We start from the raw sequence: 19,908 nt of genomic DNA on the forward strand, positions 1-19,908 counted from the left end.
CTTCGGGCTGTACGAGACCAGGAGGTTCTTCGTCTGCTGGTAGTGCTCCAGCATCATCTTGTGGTTCTCCCGCCCGATGCCCGACTGCTTGTACCCGCCGAACGCGGCGTGGGCCGGATAGGCGTGGTAGCAGTTCGTCCAGACCCTGCCCGCCTTGATGGCCCGGCCCGCCCGGTAGGCGGTGTTGGTGTCCCGGGTCCATACGCCCGCGCCGAGCCCGTACAGCGTGTCGTTCGCCGTGCTGATCCCCTCGTCGAAGTCCGAGAACGACGTCACCGCGAGCACGGGACCGAAGATCTCCTCCTGGAAAACCCGCATCCGGTTGTCGCCCTCGAAGATCGTCGGCTGGACGTAGTAGCCGCCCTCCAGATCGCCCCCGTGCTGGACGATTTGACCGCCCGTCAGGATTTTTGCGCCCTCCTGCTGACCGATCTCCAGATACGAGAGGATCTTCTTCAGCTGTTCGGCGGAGGCCTGCGCGCCGATCATCGTGTCGGTGTCCAGCGGGTGCCCGGGCACGATCTGCTCCGTACGGGCGATGCCCGCTTCAAGGAACTCGCCGTAGTGTCCGCGCTGGATCAGCGCCCGCGACGGGCACGTGCACACCTCGCCCTGGTTGAGGGCGAACATGGTGAACCCCTCGAGCGCCTTGTCGCGGAAGTCGTCGTCCTTCGCCCATACGTCGTCGAAGAAGATGTTCGGCGACTTGCCACCCAGCTCCAGGGTGACGGGCTTGAGGTTCTCCGAGGCGTACTGCATGATCAGGCGCCCCGTCGTGGTCTCGCCGGTGAAGGCGATCTTCGCGACCCGCGGACTGGACGCGAGCGGTTTGCCCGCCTCCGCGCCGAAGCCGTTGAGGATGTTGACGACGCCCGGCGGGAGCAGATCCGCGACCAGGCTCATCCACACATGGATGGACGCCGGAGTCTGCTCCGCCGGCTTGAGGACCACCGCGTTCCCCGCGGCCAGCGCCGGGGCGAGCTTCCAGACGGCCATCAGGATGGGGAAGTTCCACGGAATGATCTGGGCCACGACGCCCAGCGGCTCGTGGAAGTGGTACGCGACGGTGTCGTCGTCGATCTCGCTGAGCGAGCCCTCCTGGGCGCGCAGCGCACCCGCGAAGTACCGGAAGTGGTCGATGGCCAGCGGGATGTCGGCGGCCAGCGTCTCGCGCACCGGCTTGCCGTTCTCCCAGCTCTCGGCGACCGCCAGCTCCTCCAGATGCGCTTCCATACGGTCGGCGATCCGGTTCAGGACGTTCGCCCGGTCACCCGCGGAGACGGCACCCCAGGCGGGGGCCGCCGCATGGGCGGCGTCCAGGGCGCGCTCGACGTCGTCCTCGGTGCCGCGCGCGATCTCCGTGAAGGGGCGGCCGTTGACGGGGCTCGGGTTCTCGAAGTACTGACCACGGGCCGGCGGGACGTAGGCGCCGCCGATCCAGTGGTCGTAACGGGACTCGTACGAGACGATGGCACCCTCGGTGCCAGGTTCGGCGTAACGGGTCATCTCTGTGGCCTCCCGGATCCGGTGCCGCCCGCCGTTGGACGGCCCTCGGGGCGAGGCTAGGGAGCGCGACGTTGCAACGCCGTTGCACGGCCCGGCCCATGAGCGGCCCTACGAGCGCTGCTCCTCGTCGAGCGCCCTGGCCCTGGCCAGGAGCGCCGCCCGTCGTCCCGGGGGCGCCGCCGCGGCGAGTGCCTGCCAGACCGGGAGGTCCTCCGCGCCCCACGGGCTGTACGCCCAGTCGGCGAGCAGCCCCGGATCGCCCCGGGCGATCAGCGCGGCACGCAGCTGCCCCGCGATCCGGTGCCGCAGCCGGACGACGGCCGGTGCCTGCGAACGCGGCAGCAGGGGGCCCGCGTACGCGCCGAGCGCCGCCGCCACCGCACCGGACTCCAGCCTGCGCACGACGGTGTCGAAGTCGGCGTCCACCGGCAGACCCAGGCGGTACGGACGCGAGCGCAGCAGCTCCGGCCCCAGAAGCCGCCGGAGCCGCGCCAGTTCGGCCCGGATCGTGACCGGCGGGACCGACTCGTCCTCGTACAGCTCGATCAGCAGCTCGTCACCGCCGAGGCCCTCCGGGTGGAGTGCGAGCGTCACCAGGATCTCGCTGTGGCGCCTGCTCAGCCGGATCCTGCGCCCACCCGCGACCAGGAGAGCCTCGTCACGGCCGAGCGCGGACAGCTGCGCCGAGCCGGCGGCGGACGGTGGTGCGACGAGCGCCAGCTGGGACTCGGCGGCGCGCGCCACGGCCTGTACGAACGCCAGGCTGTGCGGATGGGCCAGCCCGTCCCCGCCGGTGATGTCGACCGCGCCGAGCAGCCGGCCCGAGTGCGGGTCGTGCAGCGGGGCGGCCGCACAGGTCCACTGCTGGACCGGCCGGAGGAAGTGCTCGGCGCCGAACACCTGGACCGGGCGGTCGACCGCGAGCGCCGTGCCGGGCGCGTTGGTGCCGGCCTCCGACTCGGCCCAGCGGGCCCCCTCCACGAAGTTCATGCGCTCCGCACGCCGACGGGCCCGGGCATGCCCCTCGACCCAGAGCAGCCTGCCGTGCGCATCGCAGACCGCGAGCAGATGCTCGCCGTCGACGGCGTAGGCACTCATGAGTTCGCGGATCATCGGCATGACCCGGGCCAGGGGATGCGCGTCCCGGTACGGCCCGACCTCGTCCGCGCCGAGCTCGACCAGCGCCGCTCCGTCGGGACTGACCCGCGCCCGTGCGGACCGCCGCCACGACTGGCCCACGACCGTACGTACGGGTGTCTCCAGCCGTCCGTCGGAGGTGAACACCTCGTACGCCCGGCGCAGTTCACCGATCCGCGCACCTGGGTTCGTGTCGGCGGCCAGAGCCACCCAGGGATCCGTCAACTCGCCCTCCCGTCCATGGCGGCATGCCACCCCATCGTCGGGGCAACGGGCGCCGGCGACAACCGCTGGGGGCGGGGCAAATCGGTGCGGTGCAACGGCACGCACGAGGACCTGGTGCACGCATCCGGGACCGCTGGTCCTCCCGGCCGTCGCCGTGTCGGCGGGACCCGCTCGTGCGCCGGACGGCCCCCCGGGTTCTCAGCCCTTCAGCTGGGTGAACCTGAGGTGGTTGCCGAAGGGGTCGCGCAGACCGCAGTCGATTCCGTACGGGCGCTCGGTCGGCTCGTCCGTGAACTCCACTCCACGGGCCAGCAGCGTCTCGTACGTCTTGCGGCAGTCGTCCGTGGTGAGGATGAGCGCGGCGCCCAGCGCGCCCTTGGTCAGCAGGTCACGGACCTGCTCGGCGGTCTCCTCGGACATCGCCGGAGGGCCCGGCTTCTCCAGCAGGACCTGGCGGTCGGGATGGCCGGGGACGCTGACGGTGAGCCAGCGCATGAAGCCCATGTCGACATCGGCGTTGACTTCCAGGCCCAGCTTGCCGACGTAGAAGTCGAGGGCTTCGTCCTGGTCGAGGACATAGATCTGTGAGTGCGTGATGGCGTTGAACATGTGCATCACGCTAGTCGGCAGGGGCCGCGAAAACTTATCCGGAACTGCTCGACCGACGGCGCGTGAGGAAGGGCGGCCGCAACGGGGCTGTTCAGGTACTCGGCCGCGTCCAGGCCTTCGTGAAGCACGTGGGTACGTTCACGGCCGCCGCTTCCTTGCGGTACGTCCGCGGCGACCGGCCGACGATGTCGCGGAACGTACGGCTGAAGGTGCCGGTGCTGCCGAAGCCCACCTCGTAACAGATGTCCGTGACACTGCGGCCGGTCTCCCGCAGCAGGAACATCGCCCGCTCGACACGGCGCCGCTGCAGATAGCGGTGCGGGGTCTCACCGAAGGTGGCCCGGAACGTGCGGGCGAAGTGCGCCGGGGAGACGTGGGCTATCCGGGCCAGGGCCGGTACGTCGAGCGGCTGCGCGTACGCACGGTCCATCGCGTCCCGGGCCCGGAGCATGCGGCGGTTGGTGTCTTCCACGGTGCGGCTCACCCGGCCCATCCCACCACAGGGCGGCGCGACGGCAGGCGGCACTGTCAGACCCCCTCAGTACGCTCGGGCCCATGAGCGTCTCTCTCTACTACAGCGCGACCCGGGCGATGCCGTTGACGGATGCCGAGAGGGCAGCCGTCGAACGCATCGCCGCTGCCCACATGGAGTCCTTCCCGTACGAGGACGAGGAAAGCCTCTATCTGTACGACAGCGATGACAGCCACCCGGACGAGGTCGTCGCCGGGTCCACCAAGATGCCCTTCGACCCCGGGCGGGTGCTGGGGGTTCTCGACCGTGTGCTGGGCTCGGTGAGCGAGTTGCGCCGCGCCCTGCCTGAGGCGGAGTGGCGCGTACACATGGACGACCTCGACGTCCCGTGGGACGAGACCGGGGGCTATGCCTTCCCCGGCATGCGCGATCCGGACCTCGCGGCGGAGCTGGGCGGCGGCTGAAACCCGGTGTGCTCTGCCTCAGGCTCGTCAGCAGACGCGGATTCGCTGACCTGGGCGAAGGCTTGGATGCGCGTCACTTTCGCCCGCGCGTCACCCTGGACGGACGGCCACGATGAGGCCGGCGGCTGCCGCCGTTGATCAGCTGCGGTCCTCGGCCCTGCTGACGGTGATCGCTCGGAACAGTTCACGGGCCCGCTCGCAGAACTGCTCGACCTCGGTGACGTCCGGTTCGTCACCGGCCGCCATCATCCGGGCCTGGAGTTGCTCGGAGCGCAGCCCGCCGTAGCGCGCCCGCACCTCAGCGGTCACCGGCTGGACCGCGATGTGCAGGTGCTTACGCGCGTCGTGGCCGTGCGACCACATACAGACGTAGGTCTGCTCGGGCCGGCACAGCGTCTCCACGACACGAGCGGTGTCCCGCAGCAAGGGGCCGAGTTCCGCCGCTGCGGTGTCGTCGAGATCCGCGACGGCCACGATGTGGTCCTGCGGACCGACGATCAGGGTGCCGAGATTCATCGGGCCGACGACGTGGTTCACCACCCAGGCAGAGGTTTCGTGCAGGACACCTCCGGGCAGCTCCCGACGCCCGGTCAGAAGGTCGCACCCTAGGCACCCCGTCACATCCACGAGCACCAACCTATAGAGAGCCGGCAGCAACGAGGTCGGCTGCCGAGAAGGGCGATGAACGGGCCGGTTCCTGCGGATCGCCTGTACGGGGTGTGCGTGCGCGGCATGATCCTGGAAGATGCGGGGGCCGGTGCGATCCCGGCGGGGTGAACGAGGAGGCGTTGCGGTGCGGGACCAACTGCTGGGGGGCCGTTACCGGCTCGTGGAGCCGCTCGGGGAAGGCGGTATGGGGCAGGTATGGGAGGCGCGGGACGAGAGGCTGGACCGGCCCGTCGCCGTCAAGCTCATCTCCCTGCTCTCCGGAGGCGGCAGTCACGCCACCGATGCCCGCGCCCGCTTCCTGCGTGAGGCCAGGCTCACCGCCCGGCTCCAACACCCCCACATCGTGACCCTGCACGACGTCGGCGAGGCGGACGTGGAGGGACGGACCACCCCTTTCCTCGTCATGGAACGGCTGCGCGGCCAAGGCCTGGACACCCTGGTGCGCCGTGGTGACATCACCCCGCAGGACGCGGCGCGGTGGGGCGCGCAGGTGGCAGACGCGCTGGCCGAGGCGCACGCGGCCGGGGTCCTGCACCGGGACGTCAAGCCCTCGAACATCATGGTCACACCCTCGGGCAGTGCGAAGGTCCTGGACTTCGGCATCGCGCGGGCCGCCGACCCGTACGCCACCACGGACCGGCTCACGCAGACCGGCTTCATCGTCGGCACCCCGCCGTACATGGCTCCCGAGCAGGCCCGTGGCCACCCCGAGCCGCGCAGCGACCTGTACGCCCTGGGCTGTGTTCTCTTCGAACTCCTCACTCGGCGACTGCCTTTCGAGGCGCCCGACACCATGGGCTACCTCACCGCCCACCTCACCGACGATCCGCCCGCGCCCGGCTCGGTCGTGCCGGGTGTGTCGCCCGACTGGGACGCACTGGTCCTCCGGCTGCTGGAGAAGGACCCCGGTCGGCGGCATGCAGACGCGGCCGAACTCGCCTCAGACCTGCGGCGATTGGACCGGCCGGAGCCGGCCGGGCCCACGACCGCCTCGACGCTGCGGGCCCCGGTCGACCCGCCGACCGTCCGCGCCACCACCGATACGCCGGGCGAAGCCGACCTCGACGCGCGCCGGACCGCGACCGTCGCCATGGCAGCCGCACTGACCTGTCTGCCGCCCCTGATGTACCTGGGGTCACAAACCGCCACCTACCTCACGGACACCAGCGCGCCCACCGGGCTGCTCATCGCAAACATGCTGCTCGGTCTGGCGGAGTTGGCCGCGCTCGGCATCGGCGTGGGTTTCCTGCTGCGCGGCAGACCGCCCGGCCGCCGGATGATCGCGGCAGCGGGAGTCGCCACCGCGCTGCACGGGCTGAGCACCAGCGTCCAGTACCAGGTGGCGCACGGACCGCAGACCGTCGCCGTGATCGCCTACGTCGTCGGCCCGTTGATGGCCGGCGCAGCGGCGACGGCGGCGGTCGCGGCCCTCCGCCCCTCCACGGCCCGCTGGTGCCACGACACACCGGTGGTCCCGGCCCCGGTCGTCCGGCCCGGTACCGTCGCCCCCGCCCTGTTGACCCTGCTCCTGGCCCCTCTCGTCCCGGTCTCCGCAGGTCGGGCCGTCGACGAGGGCGGTGCGACGTACGAGGCAGGGGTGTTTCAGGCGGTGCTCTTCTCACTCCTCGCGGCGGTGCTCGCCATCGGCGCGGTCCTGGTCCTCGTCCGGAATCCTGCGGGCCGGGTGACCGTCGCCGTGGGCGGGCTCGGGTTCGTACTCGTAGCGCTGAACGGCCTGCTGCACGCCGGTGCCATCGGTTCCGCGTTCCGCGTCCTGCTGGTCCTGCTGGCGGTCGTGGCCGTCGTCACCACCGTCCGCGCCGCCCTTCCGCCCGCACAGGCCCACCGCATGCCCTCCACATAGCGTCCGCGCCGCACGCCGCGCCGTACGCCGCGCCGCCGTACGCCGCAGCGGAGTACGTCGAGCGGTGTGTCCGGCGTGGAATCGGCCTCGTGCGGGCTGTCCACACGGACGCGCCGGTGATCTAATCGTCGGCGGCTTTGCCGGGTCGAGGGGGGCCCCGGCGGCCGAGGGGGTGACATCTCTTCGGGTGGCGGAGCGACGCGTGTCCGTGGACTGCGGGCGCGTTCTCGTCCAGTGACAGTGAAGTGAACGTGGGGGATGGACAATCGAATGAAGAGACGCTTTGGGATCATAGGCACCGCTGTCGTGTGCGCCCTGCTCGGTCTGCAGGCGGGCACCGGCAGCGCGAGCGCCGTCGTGGGTGGGGAAGCGGCGGCTGTGGCGGCCGGCGCGGAGACCTCCGGTGGACCGGCAGGGTTTCCGTACGTCGGTTCCGTCGCGGCCAGCCCGATGACGGTACGCGGGCGGCCACCGTGCGGGCAGCCGGCAAGGGCCCCCGCCACGACTACAACGGCGACGGCCGCAGCGACATGGTCGCCTGGTACGATTACGACGACGGCCACGACGGCATGCGCGCCTTCCTGGCCGGCGCGGACGGCAGCTTCCCCGCGCCCAACAGGGCCTGGGAGTCGGCCGCCGGCAACTTCTGGGCCGAGCACATGAAGCGTGTCACCGGTGACTTCAACGGGGACGGGATCGGTGACGTCGCCGCCTTCTACGGCTACGACGACGGACGGGTCTCGCTCCTCACCTGGCTCGGCACAGGCACCGGCACCTTCGCCGCCCACGTCGCCTCCTGGGCCGTGGCCCCCGGCAACTGGACCTTCGACGCGATCACCGCCGAGGCCGGTGACTTCAACGGTGACGGCCGCGACGACATCGCCGCCTGGTACGACTACCGCAACGGTGACGACAAGCTCTTCACGTTCCTGGCCGATGCCAAGGGCGGTTTCGGCACCCCCTTCTCGTCCTTCGCGCGCACCGACGCCGACGGTTGGGAGGTCGACCGCATGAAGTTCGCCACCGGTGACTACAACGGGGACGGCCGCGACGACATCGGGGTCCTCGACAGCTACACCGCCGGCACCGTGCGGCTGATGACCTTCATCGCCGAGCCCGGCGGCGGGTTCGGTGAGCCCGTACGCGGATGGGAGTCCACCGGCTGGCAGTTCGGCAGGGTCAGCGTGCACTCCGGTGACTTCGACGGCAACGGCCGCGACGAGTTCGCCGCCTGGTACGACTACGCCGACGGTCACGACGCCCTCATCGGTTTCGAGCTCGACGCCAACGGCGCGTTCGGCAACCGCCGCGAACTCCTGAACGCCGTACCGGGATGGTACGAGCGGTCCCAGATGCGCATCGTCACCGGTGACTACAACGGTGACGGGCGCGACGACCTCGCCGCCTTCTACGGATACAGCGACACACGGGCGAAGGCCATCACCTTCGTCGCCAAGGCCGACGGCACCCTCGGCGACGCCCTGCACAGCTGGTCGGAACCGAAGGGCTGGACCCTCGACCGGGTCCACATGGCCGAGCGCTACAGCAGCCCGCCGCCCCTGCCCGTCTGCCCGGTGGTCTACGGACACGGCGGCTACCCGACCGGGGCGAACGCCTGGGAGCGGGACAAGATTCGTCAGCCGAACCACCCGAAGGGACTCGCGCAGCACAAGAGCTGGGGAGCGGGCGGTGTGGAGGCCGACCTCCAGCTCACCAAGGACGGCACCAAGGGCGTGATGTGGCACAACAGCACCACCAGGGGTCTCACGGGCCCCAAGGCCGATGTCACGGACATCTGGTGGGCCACCGGCGCCGACCAGCTCAAGGGCCGAACGATCGATGACGGTCCGTACGCCGGTGAGACCGTGTACACCTTCCGAGAATGGCTCGAAAGCGCCAAGAAGCAGAACATGGCGGCGTTCGTGGAGCTCAAGGGCGAGGCCGGACAGTCCCTGCTCAACACCAACGCGACGATCCGAGAGACCGCCTGGAAGGAGGTCATCGATCCGATCGCCGAGCGCGCCTCCACGCAGAAGATCAGGATCTACACGGGCGCCAAGAACACCGAGCTGAAGGCCGAACTCATCAAGCGCATCGAGGCGGCCGGTCTCGGCGCCACGCTCAAGAACTACCCCCGCTGGGTCGACTCGGCGGCGGTCGGCTGGGAGGAGCCCGCCCCGCCGGCCTCCGAACAGTACGCCACATGGCAGGAGAAGCTGGACCAGTTCGGCACCCCCGTCTCCTCGCAGGCGATGGTCACCACCTGGCCCAAGGAACTGAAGTCCTGGCTGAGCGGAAAGTGCCTCTGACGCTCGTACGCCACCCGGCGTGAGCGGGCGCGGGGGACACGGCAGCGCCGCCGTCCCCCGCGCCACCGGGCGGGGTGCGCGCGGCAACTCCGGTGCCGTTCCGCGCACGCGCCATCGGACGAGGTACGGGCGGCTACTCCGCCGCTGTCATCCACAGCTCGAGGTCGGAGATGATCAGGCGCCCCGGCCGCTGGGAGGCGCTGTCAGGGACGACGGCCCGCACGAACGGCTGGTCGCCCTTCTCCACGGTCACCTTCGTGCCGTCGAACTTCGGCGACTTCGCCCCGACGACGTCGAGCAGTTCGCCCTCCAGACTCTTGGCGGCGGCCTCGTCCTTGGCCACGAAGCAGAGGATCTCGGTGTTCTTGGCCGCGGAGCTCGCCCGCTGGCCCAGAGCCGCCAGACGCACCGGCTCGGAGGAGGCGGTGGACGGGTTGAAGTCCGCGCGGTACACGTCTCCCAGACACTCGGCCGCCCGCCGGAACTCCTTGTCGTCGGCCAGGGAGGAGCCGTCCTCCGGGTCGACCGCGGCCATGGGGTCGGAGTCCCGCGTCGAGTAGGAGATCTCGTCGTCCGAGACGTGGAGCGACGCCCCCGTGCCACCGGAGTGCGCCCAGACCTCCCGGCCGTCCTTCTCGCTCTGCGTATAGCCGTCGGACTTCAGCGACTTGGTGACCGCCGCCGCGTCGAACGAACCCGTCCAGTGCCCCGCCTCGGCGGTGTCGACCGCGGTGTCGATCTGGGCCACCTCGAACTGCTGCCCGAGAAGACCCGGCTCGTGCGGACTCAGCAGAGGACTGGCCGGCGCCGAGACCCAGGCGAACCGCTCCGCGTCTCCCTTGCTCAACTCCCGTACACGGGCGGCGTCGACAAAGGTGACCTGCTTCGTACCGCTGTCGCCGGCGAGCGCGCCGAGCGCCGTGAGCAGCTTGGAGCCGTCGTCACCGTCGGAGGGACCGGAGGACGAGCAGCCGGTGACCGCGGCGAGCAGGACCGTGACGAGAGCGGTGGCGCCGACGGCGGGCCCGCGTGCTGTTATGCGCATGATCAGGCAGCGTATACCGGTGCCCGGCGAGGGTACACGGGGGACGAAAAGGGCCTGCGGCCGATGGGTGAGCGGGCCGGGAGCCCGTCCCCACGGCGCGGAATCCCGCAGAACGCACGGTCACACCGACCGAGCCGTGACGACGCGCGAAGGAGTCCGACCATGGCCCTGGTGCCGCTCGACCTACCCGACCCGACGACGTGGCGAGGGCGCTGGGCGGCCCTCGCCGCCGTGCAGGCGGCGTCAGGGCACGGTGAGCGATGCCGGGCGCTCTGGCCCTTGTGGCACTACGACGACGGCCACGGCAGCTGGGCCGACCTGCACCATCTCGACGAGGGCCGGGCGGTGCTGCTCGGACAGGACCGCAACGACTCGGAGACCTTCTACGCCGAGGCGTCCGACTTCTTCGAGGAGAAGGAGACCGACCTGCTGGACGGCGCGCCCGAGTGGTGGGGGCCGCCCGTCCGCCGGGTTCGCGACGCGGAACTCTTCCTCGGCTTCGTGTACGGCTACGACGGCAGCACCTGGCACCGCGCCGACTACGAACTCGACGACGGGTTCACGAGCGTGGGGCTGCCCGTGCTCACCACGGCCCTGACCCGGGGGAAGATCCTCGCCACCGTCGAGCGCATGCCGGACGCCGACGGAGGCCGACCCCCGTTCGAGGCGATCGACGCACTGATCGCCGCCGACGGCGAGGTCGACGCCGCCATGGTGGCCGCCGTCGCCCCCGCCACCGGCTGGGACGCGGACGCCGGCGCCGCGGCGGCCCGCGCGTTCCTCGCGGACGACGCGGCATAGAGCCGACCCCGCAGGCGGTAGGACCGCAGGCCGCTCATACCGGACGGCATGAGCGGCTCCCGGCAGACAGGTAGCAGGCCGGCAGGCAGCAAAGCCAGCAGGCCCGCTCGTCGGACGGCAGCAGCCTCCAGCAGGCACCGGGACCGCCCCGCCCGACGCCACAGGCCGCCCGTCACACCGTAGGAGAGCGGCGAAGCAGAGCCACCGGCCGCCGCCCGCCTCCGGGCGGACTGCCCGCCCCGCTGCCGGCCGCTCCCTCGTGCGCGCCGCCGGTGATCTCCGTGAGCACCCGGTAGTACTCCGCCGGGCGCGCCTCGAAACCCACCCAGGCGTCCAGTCCCTCCGCGTCGCCGTCCGCCCCGCGCAGCAGGTCCACCGACACCTGCCCGAACCGCTGCTCCAGCCCGCCGTGTTCGGCCCAGTCCAGCAGGACGCGCAGCTCGGCGACCGCGGCCCGGGCGCGCCTGCGTCGCTCCGGCCCGGCGCCCAGCATCCTCCGGTACCCGGAAGCGGCCACGGCGTCGTGCAGCAGAGGCTCCAGCCGCGCGCTCAGCGCCTGTCCCGCCTCCGCCGCCCTCCGTGCCTCCGGCCCCGCCTCCACCAGTACGTGTACGGCGGAGACAAGAGCCGTGGTCCCGGCGCGGGGCCGCTCCGCGTCGAGCCGTACCGTCACGGCACCGTCCGCGCCGCCGGCCAGCCCCTGCGCTGCGGCGACGGCCTTCTCCGCCGACTCCCTTCCCACACCGGGCAGTTGAGCGAGCTTCCACGCCCCGGAGTCGAGAACCTCCTGTACGGTCCTGACCCCAGCCTTCTCCAGCGCCTTCTCCAGCTCCCTGGACCGCAGGCGCCCGCCGAGCCGCCGACGCAGCCGTGCGACCGGCACACCGCGCAGCACCTCCTCCACCCGCTCCCGCCGCAGCGGGGCCCACGCCTCCTGTACCGCCTCCACCGCCCGCGCGTGGTCCTGGGCCGCCAGCGCGGCGGCCCGGCTCAGCCGTGTCGCCCGCCGTACGGTGTCGGGCCGTACACCGCCCACCCGGGCCAGGGCGCGCAGGTTCCCCCCGAGGAGGCCGGCGGCCGTCAGCAGGATCCCGGTCATCGCCAGTGTGTCGGAGAGCTCGGTCCGCTCGTCGGCGGTCCCGTCGTCCCCGTAACCGTCCCCGTCCAGGGAGTAGAGCGCACCCTTGTCCGCGCCTTCCGCGATCACGTAGCCGGTCTCCCAGCCGCGGCCCGAGCCGGTCCCGTCGTGGGGGGCCTTGAGGAGCGGGTCACGGGCGGGGTCGCACCGGTAGGCAGCCTCGTGTTCGCGGTGCTCGAAGGGGTCCGTCCACCGGACCGTGCAGCGGCCGTCCGGCGCCTCGTCGAGCACCACCAGTTCGACCTGCCGGAGCTCGGGGAAGTCCGGCACGGTCAGATGCACGCCGATGGAGCAGCCGATCAGGATCATTCCGATCGTCAGCACCCAGCGAAAAAACGGCACATGTCTCATCCGGCCCCCCCTTGCGACCCGGCCGCAATACGTCCGGTACGCCCAGGCTGCCCGGTCCACCGGCAGGCGCTCAAGGACAGGAACCGGCAGTGGGGCACTGCCGCGTCTTCCGGGTCCCGGCAGTCCGGCCGGGCCCCCGGAAGGAGGCCCGGCCGGACCGCGTCACCGTCTCACCACTCCCTGAAGGTGGCCCCGGGCCGCTCCCCGGGGGCGACGCGCTCGGCGTACAGCAGTGCGTCCCGGTGGCGCAGGTAGCGGCCGGGGGAGCTGATGGATTCGAACGAGGTCAGGGACCGGTCCGAGAGTCCGGGCACACGCCGCCAGGTCGCGTCCGCGAGGAATCCCGCGTCGTCGGTGCGCGCCTCGCTCCACACCTCTCCGTCCCGCTGCCGCAGGAAGTGGCCGGGGAAGTTGACCGACTCCAGTGACACGGCCGACGGGTCCGCCAGTCCGGGGACGACCTTCCACTGCATGTCGGCGTACGGCGTGACGTCGGGATCGACCCGGCCGCGGCTCCAGGCGTGCCGGATGAACCGGTTCGGGGCGTCGGCCGCCTCGAAGCTGAACACGTCGGAGCGGATCGCGACGTCGTCGAAGCTCGCCAGCGGCTTGCGCTCCGCCGCCGAGCCGGGCTTCGACGACGGCCGGGTGGCGTGCACACCGTTGGAGCCGGAGGCGTACGTCGAGTCCGTCGTGCTGATCCTGGGCTTCGCCAGGTCGTCGACGTACACCTTGAGGGACGACCCGATCGCCTCGATCCTCACCCGGTGGGTGCTGCCCGAAGCGTTCGCGAGCCGTGCTGTCGCGAGGGGTGTCCGTTCACCGCCGGCCGCCTTGCCGAGGACGAGGCCCTTCGCGGTGAGGGCGGCGTAGTACCCGTGGAAGCCCTCCTCGCCGGCCTCCGGCGGGGTGGCACGGAAGGCGAGGCCCGCTTCTCCGCGTCCGTCCCGCAGGGTCACGTCCGCCTCGTACACCAGGTCCGAGAAGTCGGTGTCCTGGAGAGCCAGGCCGCCGGAGGCCGAGGTGACGGAGGTGGCCGAAGCGGCCGAGGTGACGGAGGTGGCCGAGGCCGCCGGAGTGACCGAGTAGGTGCCGTGGGCGGCGGTCCAGTCGCCGCCACCGTACGTGCGCCACCCGACGGCGTTGCCGTCCTCGAAGTTGTCCTGGACCTTCATGGTGACGGGCCGGATCGTGCCGTCCTCGTTGAAGTACATCCGGTCGTAGGCCAGCGCCCGGTGGTTGCCGTCGGTCTCACTCAGCGGGCGCCGGTGGTAGACGATGTACCAGACGTCCGTGCCCGGCACGTTGACCACCGAGTTGTGCCCGGAACCCCGGGCGACGGCCGGGTCCTGGGCCAGCACCCTGTCGATCTTCTCGAACGGGCCGGTGGGGGAGTCCGACATCGCGTACGACACCGAGTAGTCCGGGCCGGTCCAGCCGCCTTCGGACCACATCATGTAGTAGGTGCCGCCACGCTTGAACATGAAGGAGCCCTCGGTGTAGTTCTCCGGGGTGATCTCCTTGTGGACCGTACCGTCGGGGAAGGTCCCGAGGCTGGTCATGTCCGGGTTCAGCTTGACGACGTTCGCATGGCCCCACCCGCCGTAGTACATGTACGCCTGGCCGTCGTCGTCGATGAAGACGTCCTGGTCGATCGGCTGGGCGCCGTTGTGGAACCGGTCGATGAGCGGAGCGCCGATGGCGTCCTTGTACGGGCCCTCCGGGCGGTCGGAGACGGCGACGCCGATGCCGCCCACCTCGGAGTCGCTCTGGATGTCGTTGGCGGCGAAGTAGAGGTAGTACTTGCCGTCCCGGTACACCGGCGCGGGCGCCCAGAGCGCGTACTTCGCCCACGGGACGTCGGCGATGTCCAGCACCTTGGGGTGCTTGGTCCAGTGCACCATGTCCGTCGAGGAGAACGCGTCCATGAAGGTCTGTTCGCCGTAACTGCGGGACGTGGTCGGGTAGATCCAGAAGCGGTCGCCGTAGACCGCCACATCCGGATCGGCGTACCACCCCTCGACCAGGGGATTCCCCGCCTCGGACGTGCTGTGGACCGGCGGGGCGGCCGTCCGGACGGGACCCTGCTGCCCGGCTCCCGCGGGGGAGGGCGCGAAGCCGAGCAGCAGGGCGGCGGAGGCCAGGGCGACCGAGAGCTTGCGGATGATGCGCACCATGGGCAAGGAGGCCTTTCTCCTGAGCGACAACGTTGTCGGGCAAGGTGGGATGCGGGCGCTCGGTCACTGCGTGCACCACCCTCGCCGTGTTCACCGCGTTGTGTTACTCGTTGTGTTACTACGTTGGAAATTCGGCGGCGTGCAGCATCAGAGCACGAGCGAGGGGGCCTGTCCACACTGCTTCCGCGCCATTTCGGCCCCCGCCGCAGCCGGGCACGCGACTCCGCCCGCCGGCGGCCCGGACGTGAAGGCGGGCAGCCGGAACGCTGCCCAAAGCTTCACGCAACCTCCCTATAGTGGGGGCGCGTTGATCGTATGGCCGCAACGCGCGAAAGCCGTCTCCCAGGAGCCCGTACGATGACGACCCCCTCATCCCCGTCCTTATCCGCCGCGTCCGCACCCCGCGGCGGCTGCCCCGCGCACGCCGCCGACACCCCCGTGCCGCTCAGCGGTCCCGCCTTCCACACCGAGCCGCAGGCCCTGTACCGGACCATGCGCCACTCCTACGGGCCCGTCGTCCCCGTCGAACTCCCCGGCGGGTTCCCGGCCTGGCTGGTCGTCGGATACCGCGAGCTCCACCAGGTCACCAGCGACGGGGAACTCTTCCCGAGGGACGTCGGGCTGTGGAACCAGTGGGAGCACATCCCCGAGGACTGGCCGCTCCTCCCGATGGTCGGACGGCCCATGCCGTCCATCTACTTCACCGCGGGCGCCGAACACCGGCGCCACGCCGAACTGGTGGTGCCCGCGCTCGAGGCCGCGGACCCGTTCGAGATCCGGGAGCACTGCGAGCAGCTCGCCGACCGGCTCGTCGACGGCATCGCCCCCCGGGGCACCGCCGACCTCGTCGCCGACTTCGCCGAGCCGCTCCCCGTGCTCGTCCTCGCCCGCCTCGTCGGCTTCCCCGACGCGGAGGGCGCCGACATCGCCCGGGTCCTGAAGGACCTGGCCGACGGCGGACCCGGCGCCCAGGAGGCGTACGGCCGCTTCGGCGCACACATGCGGCGGCTGGTCGCGGCCAAGCGGGCCGCGCCCGGCGACGACGTCACCTCCCGCATGCTCGCCGACCCGGAGCCCTTCACCGACGAGGAGTACGCCCTCGACCTGATGGCCATCACCGCGGCAGGACACCTCACCACCGCCGACTGGATCAGCAACTCCCTGCGGCTGATGCTCACCGAGGACCAGTTCGCCGACTCCCTCGCCGGCGGGCGGCGCAGTGTCGGCGACGCGATGAACGAGGTCCTCTGGGAGGAGAGCCCGACCCAGATCCTCGCCGGCCGCTGGGCGGTCCGCGACACACAGCTCGGCGGCCGGACCATCCGCGCCGGTGACATGCTCCTCCTCGGCCTCGGCGCCGCCAACACCGACCCGCTGATCCGCCAGGAAGCGGTGTCCGGCGGTGCCGGGCACCACGCGGCCAACGGATCCCATCTGGCGTTCAGCCACGGGGAGTACCGCTGCCCCTTCCCCGCCCAGGAGATCGCGGAGACCATTGCCCGTACGGCGATCGAGGTCATCCTCGACCGGCTCCCCGACCTCCGGCTCGCCGTCCCCGCCGAGGAACTCGTCAGGCGGCCGTCCGCCTTCCTCCGCGGCATGAACGCGCTTCCCGTCCGGTTCGCTCCCGTACACACGACTGGAGACCTGCTGTGAACTGCCCGTACGCGACCGTGGTGATCGACCCCATGGTCCAGGACCTCGACGGTGAGACCAGAACGCTGCGGGACTCCGCCCCGCTCGCCCGCATCGAGCTCCTCGGCGTCCCCGCGTGGACCGTCACCCGGCACGCCGAGGCACGTCATCTCCTCGTCGACACACGCCTGGTGAAGGACCTCGACGCCTGGGGGCTCTGGCGGAGCGGGGAGGTCACGCACGCCTGGCCGCTCATCGGCATGATCGACGCCGGGCGCTCCATGTTCACCGTGGACGGCGAACAGCACCGCCGGCTGCGGACGAAGACGTCCCAGGCCCTCACCCCGCGCCGGCTGGAGGCGATCCGCCCCGCCATCGAGAAGTTCACCGAGGAGCTGCTGGACGCGCTCACCGCGCAGGGCCAGGACGGGGTCGTCGACCTCAAGGCCGTGTTCGCCCAGCCCCTCCCGATGAAGGTCGTCGGTCTGCTGATGGGCGTCGACGAGGCGCTGCACCCCATGCTCACCCGGCAGTACACGGCCTTCTTCTCGATGCTCACCCCGCAGGAGGACCGCCTGGCCCTGCTGGCCGAACTCGACGTCTTCTACGCCGAGTTGGTACGGGAGAAGACCGCCCGCCCCACGGACGACCTCACCAGCGCCCTCATCCTCGCCGAGGAGGGCGGGGAGCCGCTCACCGAGGAGGAGGTCGTCGGCAACCTGAAGGCGATGGTCGCCGCCGGGCACGAGACCACGATCGGGCTCATCCTCAACGCCGTACGCGCCCTGCTCGCCCACCCCGACCAGCTGCGCATGGTGCTGGACGGGGAGATCCCGTGGGAGACGGTGATCGAGGAGACCCTGCGCTGGGACACGCCCACCACCCACCTGCTGATGCGGTTCGCCACCGAGGACATCCAGGTCGGCGACCAGGTGATAGCCGCGGGGGAGGGCGTGGTGATCTCCTACCGGGCGATCGGCCGCGACCTCACCCAGCACGGGGACGACGCCGACGCCTTCGACATCACCCGGCCCACCCCCATCCGGCACATGACCTTCGGTCACGGGCCGCACATCTGCCCCGGTGCCGCGCTGTCCCGGGTCGAGGCCGGCATCGCGCTGCCCGCGCTCTTCGGGCGCTTCCCGGACCTGAAGCTCGCGATAGCTGACGACGAGATCCGCAAGCTCCCGGTCATGACCCAGAACGACATGGAGGCCTTCCCGGTCCGCCTCCACGGCTGACGGGGGTGAAAAGGGAGGGCTTTCGGACCGTGCGCGCGCCCACAGCGGCGCCCGTCCGGTCCGAAACCCCTCCCTTTTCGCGCTGCGGCAACCGATGCGCGGGCGGCGGCGACTGAGGGGGGCACCCTTCAGCCCCGATCCCCCCAGAAGGAAGAGGAGGAGGTTCCGTGAGCCGCACCTCGCTGAGAGCCCTCGCCGTACTCCCCGCCGCGCTCCTGATGGCCCTCGTGCCGGGCAGCGCGTCGGCGTACCCCAACCCGGGCGCCGTCAACGGCGACATCGTCGTCCACGACCCCAGCATGATCCGCAGCTCGTCCGGCCAGTACCTGCTCTACTCCACCGGGGAGGGACTCCAGCTCCGCACCTCCACCGACCGCACCGCCTTCGGGCGCTCCGGGAACGCCTTCACCACCAAGCCCGGCTGGTGGAAGAACTACTCCTCGGCGTCCGACCCCTGGGCCCCCGACATCTCCTACCGGGGCGGCAAGTACCTGATGTACTACGCCGTCTCGTCCTTCGGCTCCAACACGTCGGCCATCGGCCTGGCGGGCTCCACCACCGGGCAGGCCGGCAGCTGGAGCGACTACGGGACCGTTTACACCTCGGACGCGTCGAGCGACTACAACGCCATCGACCCGAACCTGTTCGTGGACGACGACGGGAAGTGGTGGCTGTCGTTCGGGTCCTGGTGGACGGGGATCAAGATGATCAGGATCGACCCGTCGACGGGCAAGCAGTACGCCGGGGACACCGCCCGCCGCTCGCTCGCCTCACGGCCGACCGGGACGAAGGCCGTCGAGGCGCCCTCCGTCGTGAAGCGCAACGGCTACTACTACCTCTTCGCGTCGTACGACACCTGCTGTGCCGGGACCGGTTCGACGTACAGGATCAAGGTGGGCAGGGCGACCGGTGTCACCGGGCCCTACACGGACCGCAACGGTGTCAGCATGCTCGACAACGGCGGCACGCCCGTCCTTGAGTCGCACGGGCGCTACATCGGGCCCGGCGGGCAGTCGATCCTGGCGGACTCCGACGGCGACCTGCTCGTCTACCACTACTACGACGCCCAGGACAACGGCACCCCGAAGCTCGGCGTCAACCTGCTGGACTGGAGCAGCGGCTGGCCCGTCGCCTACTGACTCCGGTGGGCGGGACATGGCTCGAACGGCGGTCGTGCCGTCGGCCCGCCCCCTGGGATACTGCCGTGCGAGACCGAGTACGGCGGGGGCGGGGCGGGCTGTGGCGAAGCGCATCCATTTCACGGCGGAGGATCTGGCGCGGACCCGGGTGGTCGCGACGATCGGTGTGGCGGCCGAGACGATGGACGGCGTGAGACGGCTGCGGGAGCGCGACGGCGGCCTGGCGTTCCGGTCCTGGCGGGCGTCGGTGGGCGCGGAGTTCGACGAACGGCTGGGTGAACAGGCGAGGCCCCTGCTCGCGTTGATGCCCGCGAGCGGGCCGCAGATCGATGTGGCGAGCCTGACGGGGGACGTCACCTGTATCGACGAGGCGGTCGACAGGCTTCTGGCGGCCCCGCGCTCCCTCATGCGCGCCGAGCTGGAGTACATCGACGTCCATCCGGACCACCGCTCGTGGGCCGGAGCCCTGGCCGACGGTGACCGTGAGGCCAGGCTCCAGCTGGCCGGTGCTCTGCGGGCCTGCCACCGGGCGGCCATCGCGCCCTACCAGCAGCAGGTGTGGTCACATCTGGCAGCGGCCCGGGCAGCCTATGTGCGCACGATGGCCGAAGGCGGGGTGGAGCGGCTCCTGGGGACGCTGTGCCCTCCCCTGGTGCGCTGGCGGCCTCCCGTGCTCGAAGTGCGCCACCCCCGCGGCGCGGACATCCATCTGCGCGGGCGCGGGATCGTCATCGCCCCCACGGTGTTCTCCTCGCAGCAGGCGGAAGTGCTGCAGGATCTCCTGGACTTGGACCGGGCGCCCGTCCTGGCGCTGCCCACCATCGACGGTGCGACGGACGGACCGGCGCTCCGGGGCGCCGACGCGGACACCGCCAGCTCGCTGGACGACCTGCTGGGGCGTACGCGGGCCTCCGTGCTCACGGCCGTGGCCGACGGCTGCACCACCACCGGGCTGGCCCGCCGCCTGAACATCTCGCCCGCGTCGGCGAGCCGGCACGCGCGCGTGCTGCGGCAGGCCAACCTGATCACCACCCGGCGGGACGGCAAAGCGGTGCTGCACATGATCACGCACCTGGGCGCCGCGCTGCTGGCCTCCGCCGTGCGTACGCCGTGAAGTGACGGGTTG

The 19,908-nt window shown here is 71.2% G+C and carries 16 protein-coding genes; 8 read left to right on the forward strand and 8 right to left on the reverse strand.

What is annotated here, in order from left to right:
• From exaC to JKV81_RS00995, 4 genes are all read right to left on the reverse strand, one after another.
• The coding region (exaC, locus tag JKV81_RS00980; RefSeq protein WP_202074725.1) for an acetaldehyde dehydrogenase ExaC at positions 1–1,506 on the reverse strand (1,506 nt) is incomplete at its 3' end.
• 108 nt (positions 1,507–1,614) lie between these two features.
• Entirely contained in the window at positions 1,615–2,868 is a 1,254-nt protein-coding gene (locus JKV81_RS00985) for a GAF domain-containing protein (RefSeq protein WP_129266571.1), read from the reverse strand.
• Between the two features lie 198 nt (positions 2,869–3,066).
• Positions 3,067–3,477: a VOC family protein gene (locus JKV81_RS00990; protein ID WP_129266572.1), complete on the reverse strand. Its 411-nt coding sequence runs from the start codon at positions 3,475–3,477 to the stop codon at positions 3,067–3,069.
• A 91-nt stretch (positions 3,478–3,568) separates the two neighbouring features.
• A complete protein-coding gene (locus JKV81_RS00995; RefSeq protein ID WP_202074726.1) occupies positions 3,569–3,970 on the reverse strand; it encodes a helix-turn-helix domain-containing protein in 402 nt (133 codons plus the stop codon).
• Positions 3,971–4,032: 62 nt separating this feature from the next.
• Between JKV81_RS00995 and JKV81_RS01000 the strand changes: the two genes are divergently transcribed.
• Positions 4,033–4,413 (forward strand): hypothetical protein, encoded by a 381-nt coding sequence (locus JKV81_RS01000; RefSeq protein ID WP_129266573.1) that lies wholly within the window; start codon positions 4,033–4,035, stop codon positions 4,411–4,413.
• Between the two features lie 138 nt (positions 4,414–4,551).
• Here the strand turns inward: JKV81_RS01000 and JKV81_RS01005 are convergent, their stop codons facing one another.
• Complete coding sequence (locus JKV81_RS01005) at positions 4,552–4,953, reverse strand: HIT family protein (RefSeq protein ID WP_241748583.1); 402 nt, start codon at positions 4,951–4,953, stop codon at positions 4,552–4,554.
• Between the two features lie 253 nt (positions 4,954–5,206).
• Between JKV81_RS01005 and JKV81_RS01010 the strand changes: the two genes are divergently transcribed.
• Positions 5,207–6,946 carry a serine/threonine-protein kinase gene (locus JKV81_RS01010; RefSeq protein WP_307820473.1) on the forward strand — a complete coding sequence of 580 codons (1,740 nt, stop codon included), beginning with the start codon at positions 5,207–5,209 and terminating at the stop codon, positions 6,944–6,946.
• Between the two features lie 473 nt (positions 6,947–7,419).
• The gene (locus tag JKV81_RS01015; RefSeq protein WP_307820474.1) at positions 7,420–9,255 is read left to right on the forward strand and encodes an FG-GAP-like repeat-containing protein; all 1,836 of its coding nucleotides are present in this window, start codon (positions 7,420–7,422) and stop codon (positions 9,253–9,255) included.
• A gap of 133 nt (positions 9,256–9,388) precedes the next feature.
• Here JKV81_RS01015 and JKV81_RS01020 read toward each other — a convergent pair whose 3' ends face one another.
• Positions 9,389–10,300: a hypothetical protein gene (locus tag JKV81_RS01020; protein WP_202074728.1), complete on the reverse strand. Its 912-nt coding sequence runs from the start codon at positions 10,298–10,300 to the stop codon at positions 9,389–9,391.
• Between the two features lie 162 nt (positions 10,301–10,462).
• Here JKV81_RS01020 and JKV81_RS01025 point away from each other — a divergent pair, with 162 nt between their 5' ends.
• Complete coding sequence (locus JKV81_RS01025) at positions 10,463–11,101, forward strand: proteophosphoglycan 5 (protein WP_202074730.1); 639 nt, start codon at positions 10,463–10,465, stop codon at positions 11,099–11,101.
• A gap of 172 nt (positions 11,102–11,273) precedes the next feature.
• Here JKV81_RS01025 and JKV81_RS01030 read toward each other — a convergent pair whose 3' ends face one another.
• Positions 11,274–12,563, reverse strand: coding sequence for a hypothetical protein (locus JKV81_RS01030; RefSeq protein WP_202074732.1), 1,290 nt, complete (start codon positions 12,561–12,563; stop codon positions 11,274–11,276).
• 197 nt (positions 12,564–12,760) lie between these two features.
• Positions 12,761–14,767: a family 43 glycosylhydrolase gene (locus JKV81_RS01035; protein ID WP_202074735.1), complete on the reverse strand. Its 2,007-nt coding sequence runs from the start codon at positions 14,765–14,767 to the stop codon at positions 12,761–12,763.
• A 357-nt stretch (positions 14,768–15,124) separates the two neighbouring features.
• Between JKV81_RS01035 and JKV81_RS01040 the strand changes: the two genes are divergently transcribed.
• The 4 genes from JKV81_RS01040 (at position 15,125) to JKV81_RS01055 (ending at position 19,896) form a co-directional block, all read left to right on the forward strand.
• Positions 15,125–16,423, forward strand: coding sequence for a cytochrome P450 (locus JKV81_RS01040; RefSeq protein WP_129266578.1), 1,299 nt, complete (start codon positions 15,125–15,127; stop codon positions 16,421–16,423).
• Positions 16,424–16,455: 32 nt separating this feature from the next.
• The gene (locus tag JKV81_RS01045) at positions 16,456–17,643 is read left to right on the forward strand and encodes a cytochrome P450 family protein (protein ID WP_236054928.1); all 1,188 of its coding nucleotides are present in this window, start codon (positions 16,456–16,458) and stop codon (positions 17,641–17,643) included.
• A gap of 218 nt (positions 17,644–17,861) precedes the next feature.
• Positions 17,862–18,782: an arabinan endo-1,5-alpha-L-arabinosidase gene (locus JKV81_RS01050; protein ID WP_129267205.1), complete on the forward strand. Its 921-nt coding sequence runs from the start codon at positions 17,862–17,864 to the stop codon at positions 18,780–18,782.
• Between the two features lie 100 nt (positions 18,783–18,882).
• The gene (locus tag JKV81_RS01055; protein WP_202074737.1) at positions 18,883–19,896 is read left to right on the forward strand and encodes a winged helix-turn-helix domain-containing protein; all 1,014 of its coding nucleotides are present in this window, start codon (positions 18,883–18,885) and stop codon (positions 19,894–19,896) included.
• The last annotated feature ends 12 nt before the right edge of the window (positions 19,897–19,908 follow it).

Source organism: Streptomyces silvae (genome assembly GCF_016745505.1).
GTDB classification, from domain to species: Bacteria; Actinomycetota; Actinomycetes; order Streptomycetales; family Streptomycetaceae; genus Streptomyces; species Streptomyces silvae.